The organism is Aquimarina sp. Aq107 (genome assembly GCF_943733665.1).
Taxonomy (GTDB): Bacteria; Bacteroidota; Bacteroidia; order Flavobacteriales; family Flavobacteriaceae; genus Aquimarina.
Map to the genome: position 1 here is coordinate 1,256,798 of NZ_OX030782.1, position 13,272 is coordinate 1,270,069.

A 13,272-nucleotide genomic window follows, 5' to 3' on the forward strand; every position below is an offset into this window, starting at 1 on the left:
AAAGAAGAAACGTCATGGCAACAATAAAACTAGAAGAAATTACAACACAATATAGATCGTTTGTTCCTGATCAGGTGTTGACAGCAGAACAACTCAATACAATTATTGATTATTTTGAAGATCAAAATAGGTTAACACGAGTGTGTCTAAGTGGCGTCGGTATTGTGTGTGGACTGAATATGACATACACGGAGAACTCTTCCATCAGTGTGTCAGAGGGATGTGGAGTAACAACAGATGGAGACCTTGTCAAATATGAAGGAAAAACCTATACTCATTTTAAACTCTTTGAAGATAGAGATGCAGAGTATCCAAAATTTCAAGATAATGGGAACATTCTGGAGCTGTTTACGACAGAAGAATCAGAAGAGGTAGCAGCAGCAACATTAAATACATTAGAAAGTATTGCAAACAAAGTTGTGGTGCTGTACTTAGAAAATTACGCCAAAGAAGAAACGCCATGTACTTCTATAGATTGTGATACTCAAGGTAAGGAACAAGTTGCCAAGATTAGAATATTATTACTCAATAAAGCAGATGTCGAAGCTATGAATGTTACCGATGCTGTTTTTACAAAACATAATACTATAGAGGATTATTTAGAATTACCTAAAGTGTCGGTGAAAAGAGTAATACTCAATCAAAATAATACGACAAAGTATGTGAATCTTATCGCTAGCTATTTTCGCTCAATAAATGAAGCACCCTCTGCTTCATTTAGTTTAATAACAGGAGTCACAAGTTTATTTACAAATTTTAATAGGTTGTTGCAACTAGATCAGGCAGCTTCAAAATTGACAACAATAACAGACGGTTTCAAAAAAATCTTTAATTTTTCGATTAATAGAATTCCTTTAGATATTCAATATCGATATGACGTATTAAAAGATGTAGAAGAGACCTACGAAGAAATAAAAATACTGTTATACGACCTTAGAATGGTGTGTTGTCCTTTAGAAACATCATTCCCTAAGCATTTACTACTAGGAGAATTGGTAACAGATAAAGAATATTTGATTTGCCGACATGCATTTTATCCTTCTATAATTATTCCTAATAGCGATGAAAGACTAAAAGAAATTAGAAGTTTGATGGATCGTATATATTATATGGTAAGAGAATATGTGGTCAATTTTGAAGAGTTGATAAAGATCACGCCTTCAAAGGATTATATATTCGATTTAAGTGATAGATCGATACCATATTATTTTGAAACAACAAAAAATCTGATTAAATCGTGGGATCATAATAAATCTATTAAGTATCAGTATGAGAGTAATTTAGGGTATCAGTCTAAAAACTTGTCTACGAATGATGCAGTACAAAACCCGTTAGATTATTGCTTGAATAAATTTGACTTCTATCGAATAGAAGGACATTTAGGAAAGGATTATCGAGAGGCTCTCACGGCAATTAACGAGATTAAGGTAGACAAAGGTTTGGCTTTTGATGTTAAAGTATTGAGCATTGATGAGACACTGGAGGATATTGATATCACAGAATATAACTGTCATTTTGATGATCTTAATACAATCCTTTTAGCATTTTTAAAAGAACAAAAATGTTTATATCAAGATGTAGCTCAATTCTTTTCAGGATTTAGTGTCACCGAACCAGGTAAAAACAAATATTATGTTGTAGATGATTTTGGAAGAACAGTCACAACAGATATAAGAGAAGAACGGGAAGCAATATTAAAGAAAGATTCTAGAACAGTTAATGATCTTACTTCTCTAACGAATAGAATAACATCAGGAAATGGAGCGAATTTAGAATTAATCACTACGCAATCTATTTTATATCAACCAATTGAAATAATAGAAGAAAGTCTTTATAAAGATGAAGATGTAATTGGAGCAGTAATTAATGAAGCTATTTTAGAGAATCCAGATAGAGAAGCGGATACTTTAATTAGAGTAATAGAGGACAAAATCAGGGAGAATGATGCTATCAATGAATTAGATGAAGAAACAAGAATAGTTACCATTAGATTACCCTATGAATTATTAACCTATGCTAGAGCAACTACAAGATTAATACCTACTTCGATTTCAGAATTAAATTTTTCGAGGTTGGATAGATTCTCATCCTCAGTAAAAGAACTTTGTGAATTGGTAGATGACTATCAGAAAAGAATCAATACGATTCTATATAGAAATCAACAAAGCAGCTACGTTAGAAGAGGATTTGAGTCAAGGATAGAATTATTATTAAATCAGCTAACAGTTAATTGTTGTGCAGCAGAAAAAATTCAGGTATTACTTGATGACATTGAAAAGCGTAAACAAGAAATTTTAGCTCAAAAAACCTTAGCCAAGTTTGTAGAAAAACACCCGGGATTAGAACACAAAGCAGGAGTACAACCCGGCGGAACTTTTATTATGGTATATAAAGGAAAACCTAGTGAGACTACTATTGGTAGAGAGCAAGAAGATGAAGTAGAAAGAGAAATAGCCGCTTTTACTCAAAGAATGAATGCACTAAGAGGAGAAGCATCGGTAGATTTAGAACTAGAAAAACAACTTAAAGGATTATTAAGTAGAGAAGAGTCATTATTAGCGTCCAGTGATATTAATTTACCACAAGGAACTGTATTAGCAGATTTTGCATTGCCATATATGTGCTGTTCTGATTGTGCTCCAGTTAATTTTATTATTCCTGCACAAAAAGTATCTCTTAGATTACCGGTTGCTTTTGTATGTCTTGATGATACGACACAGCCTATACTTTTTGAAGTGATTCCAGAAGATGGAGAAGTAAAAGCAAATGTCGAAGCACCATTGAATGGAGGAGTTCGACTGAATGAAGATAATAGATATGTTTTTGATCCACAATTGGTAAGTCCAGCATTACGTGGAACAGAAATTACGTTTACCGTAAATGATCAATTTACAGATGCGAAAATAACTGTGTATGAGAAACCTGTTTTCGATTTTGAGGTAGATGGAATCGTCTATGATTTTGAGAAAGGTGTAGCGCAGGTAACTTTTGGTGTTACAGGAGAAGACTTGCCGGACGATGTGAGTTTCGAATGGAATTTTGGAGATAATACACCTAATATTGTAACTACCCAAGATGCTATCATACATACCTACGAATTAGCTGCTATTGACGGTAATATGGTCGAGGTATCTTTAACGGCTTCAAATGGTCCTTGTGAGCCCGCAATTACGAAAGAAATAGAGTTTGAAGAACAAGAAATATTTATAGGTTTTGAAGAAGGGAATGTATGTTTGGGTAGAGAAGTGGTAACGGTAAACTTCACAGTAACTCCAGCGAATGGTGATGTAACAACAGAAGTTACAGGAATAATGATTATTGAGAATAATCGCATAGAGATTGATCCAACTACTTTTGAAAGTTATGATGAACCTGTTGTTTTTAGTGTGAATGGTCAACCATATCCAGTTGATGAAACTTCATTAGTAGTTTGGAAAAAACCTTCATTCGGAATAACATTTTCGCCTAACCCAATAGAAATTCCGGAAGGAGTTGACGAGGTTGAAGTTACATTTACGTTAGAAAATTTAAATGACTTTAATCAGGATTTATTTGATTACCGTTGGATCTTCAATGGAGATGAAAATGATGATAATCTTTCAGGGTTAAGTGTTACACAGACTTTTACCGGTCTAGGCGGGACCGATACAAATCCAATAATAAATGTAGAATTAAGAGTGTCAGGAGATGGAGATCCTTGTGGACCAGATAGTGTAGACCTGGAAATACCAATAACTATAATCCCTCCTATAGAAATACACTTGCCAAATGACGATTTCTGTATCAATGACGGTCGACCACAAGTATTTATAATAACACCAGAAGGAGCGGATCCTACTATCGTTGGTAATGGTGTAGCTCGAAGAAATGGTAGATTCGAATTTACTCCGTCCAATAGTAATTTGGGGAATGTTTCATTTACAGTAGATGGAGAACCTTCGGATTATAATGTAACTGTTCATAGAATACCCGAAACTTTAATATTCTATACAGGTAATCGTAGCGAATTTATAATTGGAGCGCAAAGAAATCTAGATGAAAATTGGGTTTTTGAATGGAAAGATATTCAACTGTTAGATAATACAGGAAAAGAGATTGATCCTTCTTTCATACAAGTAACTAATAATATTATTAGATGTGTTGGAGAGAATCTCAATTTTGATAGCGGATCGGTTAATCTTGTTGTTAATAGATTTATTGGTGAAGAATTATCCTGCGATAGTGAATTTTCAGAAGAGATTGTATTAGATGAAATTCCTTGCGAAACCCGTCAATTTGGTTTTGTAAATTATATTTACGAAGCATTAATAAACCTTGCCACTAACGATGGAGCACTTAATACAGATAATGAGGTTCTTAAAAAATTAGTTACACTCGTACTAGAAGAATATAGATTCTTCTCTGATATAGAGAATAGAAAATTATATGAGAGACCTCTAGATGATACATTTGCCAGGTTTGACAATTTCTTTGATAGTAATCAAGATGATTGGAATACCGGTACTATTGTAACTGATCAAGACAAACAGTTATTTCAAGCATTACTACAATATGAATTTTTATTAATCACATATGTAACTAGCTGTGCTGATACTAATGTCGAAAGATATTCTCAAAGAATATTAGAGATTTTTGAAAAATTAGGGATTGATACACAATCTAATAACAACAGATTTGTAGCAGGATCAATTACCAATGATGCAGGAGAACGTGTAACTGTAAGTAGAGAAGTTTCGGTAGCAGATATTTCCCGTAATATTTCTGTAGATAACAAGATTAATTTTAAAGGATTTTTAAACACAATTAATAGAATAGATGACTAATAAAAAGCACATCATAAACAAAGTGTTGTTTGAAGTTAATACGACGGATACAAAAACGGCGTATTACCTCAAGGATAATCTTGATGTGTTTTTCAAACAAAGTCTATTACCTACAATTCAAACATATTTTGATAGTATTACCTCTATAAACAATACGATAATAAGGCTTGATAAATTAGAATTAAATATCAATAGTAACGATGTAAAAGATGAGTTGCAGTTACAAATGGCTATAATTAAAGAACTTCAAAAAAAGTTAATCCATAAAAAGGATTCAGAGTTTTCTAAAGAAAAAGGTGCTGAGTTTTTAACTATAGATAAAGGAAAAAGTAATACTGAAACATTCTTACATTTTCTAAAAACGGGTCAAACCCCATGGTGGGATTTAGAAATTGATATTAAACAAGACGCGTTTTTGTCACATATTATTTACAGTAAAGATTTTAGAGTAAAACTTTGTGAAATTTTATTGAATAATCAAGTGCGGAAAAGGTTGATATATCAGTTTTCTAATGAAGAATTATTAAAAATATTAGGAAAAGATAATCCTCAAGTAGAGTTTCCTAAAAAGCTTAAAAAAAGGGTGATCAGAGAACGTTACTGGGAAACAATAATGAAATATTTAACGGATAAGAATCTAAAATCTTTACAAGAAGATCTAATTTCAGTATTTATAAAACTCAATAAAAAAAAGATCAATAAAACTCTAACCAATGAAATTGAAGATGTATTTGAATTAAAAACGATCTTAAATAAGATAAGTTCAGATAAAACAAAACAAGAACAATGGTTAAAATTGAAAATATCATTAATAGATAGCCTGAAAAAAATGGTCTTTAAAGACTCATTGGTAACCCTAGAGGATGGTTTATACAATGGAATACGTAATGATACAAGAAGTAATATCGATACTGGAATACTACAGGAAATAATAGAAGAAAGTGTTAAACGGACACATCAAACTTTAAAAGAACTATTTCATACCTTTAAAGAAGAGATAGTACCTTTTACTTCTACAGTAATATCAAATAAGCTAAAAGAGTTAAAATTTAACCCTGTTAAAAATTCTAAGGGCATAATAAATCAAGCATTCCCCAAAGAATTCTTAGAACAGGATTCTTCTATATATGTACATAATGCAGGTTTAGTATTACTTCACCCGTATTTGGAAAGGTTGTTCATGGAATTAAATCTGCTAAATGAAGAAAGAAAAGTTAAACCAGAAAAGGCAGATTTAGCAATTCATCTGTTGCACTTTATCGCTACCAAAAGAGAAAAGCAACTAGAAAACAATTTAGTTTTTGAAAAATTCTTGTGTGGATATCCAATGGATAAACCCATTCGTAAGAATATAAGATTACCCCAAAAATATAAGGTAGAAGCGGAGCGTATGTTACAAGCGGTATTAAATAATTGGCAAGCTCTCAAAAACACTTCAGTAGATGGTATAAGAGAAAATTTTATTAAAAGATCTGGGAAACTGATGTTGGATGATCAATCTAAATATAGAATGATAGTAGAGCGTAAAACACAGGATATTCTATTAGAGAAATTACCATGGAACCTTAACTTAATTAAGATTCCGTGGATTGATAAACTCTTGTTTGTAGAATGGTAATGTAAATGGGCAGTATGAAAGTAATTACTTAAGGTTTTGAGTATAATGAAATTAAAGAGGATACAATATGAGGTTACAGAGAAAGAAAAAATCGGGGACTCCGGATCAATCGCAAAAAGCTTTTATACAGCCAAAATTAAAAGTTGGAGAACCAGGTGATAAATATGAGGTTGAAGCAGATACAATGGCAGATCAAGTAGTTAATAAAACTTCATCTAATTCAGAAGGAGCTATTCAGAAAAAAGGAGCATCAGAGGAAGAAGTACAACAGAAACCTTTAGCGTCATCAATTACACCTTTGGTGCAAACAAGCATGTTTAAAGATCAAAATGAAGGAGCTGTACAAAAGATGGAAGAGGAAGAACCTGTTCAAAAGCAGGAGGAAGAAGAATCTGTTCAAAAACAGGAGGAAGAAGAAGCTATACAACAAAAGGAGGAGGAAGAATCTGTTCAGAAAATGGAAGAAGAAGAACCTGTTCAGGCAAAATGTGATGATTGCGAAAATGAAGAATCTGTACAAAAAATGGGCGAGGAGGAAGAGGTGCAAACCAAATCAAATTCGAATATCGTTTCCTCGGATTCAAATTCTAACGCTTCTATAGAGTCAAGATTGAAATCTAGCAAAGGAAAAGGCAATAAAATGTCCGGAGATACTAAAAATCAGATGGAGACAGGTTTTGGAGCAGATTTTAGTAGTGTCAACATACATACCGATAGTAATGCAGTACAAATGAGTCAGGAATTAGGAGCTCAGGCTTTTACACATGGTAATGATGTCTATTTTAATAAAGGAAAATACAACCCAGATTCTAAAGTAGGAAAACATTTGTTGGCGCATGAACTTACCCATACAGTGCAGCAAAGTGGAATGGTAAATAAAAAGATTCAAAAGAAGCATACATTAGAGAATAATCCGAAAGATGCACCATCAGGAATGAAATGTAGTATAGCAAATAGTAGTGCTGTAGGAATGAAAATGAGTATCAATCATGGAGTGGGTAGCAGTAATCTATCGGATTCTGATAAAGCTATGCTGTCTAATTTGGCAATGAACTGGCATGCTTCTGGAGGTGCTGATGTAATTAGAATTGATGGATTCGCCAGTATAGATGGAAAACCAGGGTTAAATTGGGGATTATCCTGTGATCGAGCAGAAAAAGTAGCGCAAGAATTGATGAACCCTTCTGATGGTTCAAAAGGGATTCCGCTTGCTAATATTAAAACATTTGCAAATGGAGAAACAAATCAGTTTTCGCAATCATTAGGGCCAAATAGAAAGGCAGTTGTGACAATACCTAATCCAATTCCCCCACCAACTCCTCAAAAAAAGCAAAAGCAAAAAACTGTAACACTAAACATAGTTCATGTAAAAGGAAGTAGTGGTAATGTATCTAGTGCATTAAACTATGCAAATAACGAAGTCTACCACCAAGCAAACATCAAAATAAAAAAAGGAAAGGAAATCAATTTACCGACTTTTATATCTAAACTTATTATTGGTAGCGATTTGATATTAGATGAATATCCAAATCCCACAAGTCCTACTAGTGAAGAGAAAACATTATTGCCTTTAAATCAAAAATCTGGTGAGATCACTTTGTTTTTTGTAAAAGAATTAAGTGCAGGTAGTTTAGGAGAAGCATTTTGGCCAGCAACGGGTACAGGTCTTTTAGGAGTAGTGGTGAGTAATGTTGGAACGGATAATACAGTATCGCACGAAATGGGTCATGTATTATTAAATAAAGGAACCCATGTAGTTCCAGATAACACATATTTAATGCACGCAACGGCTTCAAACCCTAAAAAACTTACTCCAGATGAAATCAAGACAATGAGATCTAGCCCTTTTGTTAAATAAGGTATAAGAATAATAAAAATAGAGATAATGAAAACTTTACTAAACGATTTACATTTATATGAACTAGTACTTTTGTTTTTAGGAATATTCTTGTTTCTGATTCTAAGTGCTGGTTTAGTATACTACATACTCAAAAAAGAAGAAATCAAAAAACTACTGTTATTCTTTCCAATACCAATTTTGATGATCGGATATCCGAGTGTAAAAGAAATAACAATCTCATCCGATAAAATTGCCTTTTCTAAATATCAGGAAGAATATGTTCAAAACCCTAATGATAGCGTAGCAAAACAAAAACTGGAAGAACTCACAATAAAATTGGAGGAGAGAGCCCAAACTCCAGAAGATATAATACAAATTAGTAAAGCAAAATTATTACTTGGTAAATCCAAGGAAGCAATTAGATATGCTAATAAAGCAATTAAAGCAGATAGCAACCATGCTACTATAGCTCAAGAAAATTTGCCTAGAGACTCAGAAGTTAATAACCATACTATTCAAACTCGTAGGATTACTGCTCAAGCAAATCAATTAAAGCGATTAGCAAAAATTCAGGATATAGAGAATATTGACATAGATACAGCGGCATTAAAAGAAAAAATTAATCAAGTAAAGGTTGATAAAGAACTTATTGGTACTAAACAGATAGTGAAAAGAAAAACTTTAGAAAAATTACAGATTAAAAATTGAGAACATCTTCATATTAGGAATATATGTTATAAAATAAAATGTTTAGAACGGCAATATCACATACGACTAATGCTAAATCTAGTAACTCATCTCTTTTTCTAAAAGAGAAGGGCGATGGTGCCTTTATTCAACCTAAACTTAACATAGGCAAACCAGGTGATAAGTATGAAATAGAAGCAGATAAGGTTGCAGATACTGTTGTTGCCAAAGGGAATGATCAGAACAATTCATTTTTTAGTCCAGCACCGATTGTACAGAAACAACAGGAAGAAGAGGTTCAAAAACAGGAAATAACGGATAAAGAAGTTCAACAAAAGCCACTTGTAGATCGAATTAGCCCTTTAATTCAAAGTAAACCAGAAGAAGAGGCGATACAACAAAAAGAAGAACAGGAAGAAATCCAACAAAAGCCAGAAGAAGAAATACAGAGGCAAGAAGTATCGGAAGATCATATACAACAGAAAACAGAAAACAATTTCATAGCGCCTGATATACAAAAAAAGGAAGAAGAAATTCAGGAGAAAGAGGAGGAAGAAGAACAAATATCAACTCTTCAAATGGTTCAGAGGAAATCAAATGAAATTCCAAATACAAATGCATCTATAGAATCTCGTTTGAACAGTTCTAAAGGAGGAGGTTCTCCTTTACCAAAAGAAACCAAGACACAAATGGAATCAGGTTTTGGTACTGATTTTAGTAATGTAAGAGTCCATACAGATGCTAATGCCAAACAAATGAGTCAGGATATCGGAGCTCAGGCATTTACGCATGGAAATGATATTTATTTTAATGAAGGAAAATTTGATACATCCTCCAATTCTGGGAAACATTTACTGGCACATGAATTAACCCATACCGTACAACAAGGAGGAGGAATTAAACGTAAAGTAGAGAATGTAACGTCAGCACCAAAAATGATCCAGGGATCATTTTTAGATTGGATACCAGATTGGATACTTAATAACGCGCGTAATATACCAGGGTATTTATTGTTTACGGTGATTATACAGTATGATCCTTTGTTAGGACAAAGAGTGGAACTAACACCAATCAATCTACTAAGAGGTTTGATAGGATTAGTTCCTTTTGGAACAGCAATTTTTGATAAACTACAAGAATATAATATCATCCAACAAGTATTTGACTGGGTTAGTGGAAGATTAGGGGAACTTAACCTAACTACACAAGGATTATTAAATTTAGTAGAAGAAACTTGGGAGAATAATTCGGTGACATCGTTTGTCGGGGCGTTAAGAGAAGAGTTTAATGGACTTGTTAATAGAATAACAACGTTTGCAAACTCATTGATAGATCAGATTATTACTTGGATAAAAGAGGCTTTAATTGATGTAGCTGAACCAATTTTGGCAGAGAATCGTGCGTGGTCATTGATTAAAAAGATCATACACTATGACCCACTAAGAGACGAAGAAGTAACCGCTACTACTGTAGAAATTCTGGAAGATTTCTTAATGCTTATTGGAAAGGAAACTGAGTTGGAGCAAATGCGAGAAAGAGGCACCTTACAAGAAACAGCCGATTGGCTAGATACTCAGGTAGGAACCTTCATGTCATTATTAGGAGAGTTAAGAGGATTAATAAATGCTGCGTGGGAAGCAATTCGTCCAGCGAACCTAACGGAAATCGCAACAAATTTAACCGCAATGTCAGGGCGCGTTACTGGTTTTTTAGAAAGAGTATGGACATTTGCATTGACAGTAGCTATCGAAGTGCTGAAAATTATTAAGAAAGCCCTACTGGGCTGGCTTTCTTCCGTAGCAAATGAAACAAGAGGATTCTCTCTTGTGAAAGTAATCATTGGTAAAGATCCTTTTACGGATGAACATGTACCGAGAACCGTTCCCAATCTTATCCGAGGATTTATGAGCCTTATGGATGGAGGAGAAGCACAGTATGCTCAGATGGTTGAGACTGGGGCGATCGCAAGAATAGTAGGAGAAATTGAGGCTGCAGTAGAAACACTGAATATGACTCCGCAATCTATTGTGCAGTTGTTTGTGGATCTCTGGAATTCTTTTTCTATTGATGATCTTCTTAATCCTATAGATGCTTTTGTAAGAATTATAGATCAATTTGGTGAACCGATTGGTAGATTGATTGCTTTTGTAGCAGAAATAGTAAGAATTGTAATCGTAGCTATTTTGGAAATTATGAATTTCCCATTCGAGTTGATCGGAAATATTATTACCCGATCACTTCAGGCTATGGAAGACATCAAACGAGATCCAATTGGTTTCCTGAAGAATATACTAAGAGCTATCAAGGAAGGTTTTGTGAAATTCTTTGATAACATCGTAACCCATTTAATTAACGGTGTGATGGGTTGGTTAATGCGAGAATTAAGAGATGCCGGTATTCCAGAACTTACAGACTTCTCTCTGCAAGGAGTAATTAGTTGGGTTTTAGAAGTATTGGGTCTTTCTATGGAACGCATCTGGGAAAAACTGGCAGAACATCCACGAATAGGACCAGAAAGAGTTGCCAGAATACGAGGTGCTATTAATACATTAGAAGGTATCTGGACATTTATCAAAGATGTTCAAGAAAGAGGTATTGCAGCCATTTGGGATAAAATACAGGAACAGCTTAGTAACCTTTGGAATATTGTAATTGATGCTGTAAAGAATTTTGTGATGACTCGTATCATTACACAAATCACAACCAGATTATTGAGCATGTTGGATCCTACAGGTATTATGGCCGTGGTCAACGGCGCGATGGCTTTCTTCAGTGCGGTTCAGAGTTTTATTCAATATTTGCGAGAGATGCTAGAAGTTATCAACTCATTTGTGAATGGAGTAGCCGATATAGCACAAGGAAATGTAGCCACAGCAGCTGATTATTTAGAACGTACAATGGGACAGTCTATGCCAGTAGTCATAGGATTCCTTGCCAATCAAGTAGGATTAGGAGGAATCGGGGCTAGAATAGCAGAGATTATAGGTTCGGTAAGGGCATTAATAGATGAAGCGTTGACTTGGTTGGTAAATAAAGCGGTAGATACCGGTATGGGACTTTTAGATCGTGTGATGGCAGTAGGAGCAAGTGCTAGAGATGCAGTATTTGGGTGGTTAGGATTTGATACTCCAATAAAATTTTCAAACGGAGAAACACACACTATTAAAATCGAAGAGCAAAGTGATCAGAGAGTGATTAATATCTATAGTCAAAGACAAAGATTTGAAGATTTTATTACTGCAAAAGAAACAGAAATAAATGCAACACCAGATGGACCAGACAAAGATAATAAATTAGAAAAAATTGTAAACGTAAGACAGAACTATACGGCTGCTAATGCTACTATACGTGAACTTTATGATTTAGAGAACAATACAACACCAGCTCCAAGTGCTGATGTTAAATTAGCAAAAGAGCGTGAATTGAGAGGGAAATTACTACTCATAAAAAACGATTTACAATCATTAGGATTAGCACCAGGACAAAACGCTATCACATCTCGTTTTGAAGTTGTATCTAGACAAAATAGTCGACCTTCTCAGGTAAAAATGGACCCATTAACTACTTTACCAGGAAATTCTATGGGCTCCGCACCTGGTAGAGGTGTAAATCTTCCTCCCGGTTGGAATTATTTGACACAGTTAAACAATGCTTCCATTATTAATATACGAACTTGGAATAGAATGCATCTTATTCCTGAAAGACTTCATGGATCTGGAACGGATCCGGATAATCTCGTTCCTGCTGATAATTCAGTAAATACACCTGCTTCAAGTATAGAACAAAGAGCTTTAAATGAATTGAGAGACCCTACAAACGTAGATAAAGTATTAAAATATGAGACAACAGTTGATTATCATCCTTCACCGTTACACGAATTTCCAAGTCATATAACAATAGAATGGCAAAAATGGACAGTAGATTCTTCAGGGCAATTATTAGCATCTATTGGAACACCTGATAGATGGCTGTCTAGCACTATAGACCCTCCTCCTTCATTAACTGGAACCGGTTCAGGTCCTGCTGTTTTGAATTTACGAAGAGCAACTGCCGCAGAGTTTGTGGAAATTTTTGGTAGAGGAAGTGGGCGAAGATTACAACTTGCATATTCAAGAAGATTTAGAAACCAATTACCTTTTACCGCCTCAATACTTCTTAATATATACAGAACGTTAGCAAGCGAGGGAAGTAATTCACTTCGATTTTCAGACAATACCTCTGTAAATGATTATAAAGTTCTTGAAGATAAAAACGGTACTAGCATAACGATTGGAACAACTACATATACTATTCAAACCTAAAAA

General features: G+C 34.1%; 5 protein-coding genes. All 5 read left to right on the forward strand.

The window, feature by feature from the left end:
* The first annotated feature begins 14 nt into the window (after positions 1 to 14).
* The 5 genes from NMK29_RS05085 (at position 15) to NMK29_RS05105 (ending at position 13,269) form a co-directional block, all read left to right on the forward strand.
* Positions 15 to 4,823: a hypothetical protein gene (locus NMK29_RS05085; RefSeq protein WP_108802516.1), complete on the forward strand. Its 4,809-nt coding sequence runs from the start codon at positions 15 to 17 to the stop codon at positions 4,821 to 4,823.
* Positions 4,816 to 6,441, forward strand: a complete 1,626-nt coding sequence (locus NMK29_RS05090) for a contractile injection system tape measure protein (RefSeq protein WP_108802517.1) — start codon at positions 4,816 to 4,818, stop codon at positions 6,439 to 6,441. The genes NMK29_RS05085 and NMK29_RS05090 overlap by 8 nt, the downstream gene beginning before the upstream one ends.
* Before the next feature lie 67 nt (positions 6,442 to 6,508).
* A complete protein-coding gene (locus tag NMK29_RS05095; protein WP_108802518.1) occupies positions 6,509 to 8,299 on the forward strand; it encodes a DUF4157 domain-containing protein in 1,791 nt (596 codons plus the stop codon).
* 27 nt (positions 8,300 to 8,326) lie between these two features.
* Positions 8,327 to 8,989 (forward strand): hypothetical protein, encoded by a 663-nt coding sequence (locus tag NMK29_RS05100; RefSeq protein WP_108802519.1) that lies wholly within the window; start codon positions 8,327 to 8,329, stop codon positions 8,987 to 8,989.
* Between the two features lie 38 nt (positions 8,990 to 9,027).
* The gene (locus NMK29_RS05105; protein WP_108802520.1) at positions 9,028 to 13,269 is read left to right on the forward strand and encodes a DUF4157 domain-containing protein; all 4,242 of its coding nucleotides are present in this window, start codon (positions 9,028 to 9,030) and stop codon (positions 13,267 to 13,269) included.
* Positions 13,270 to 13,272: the final 3 nt, after the last annotated feature.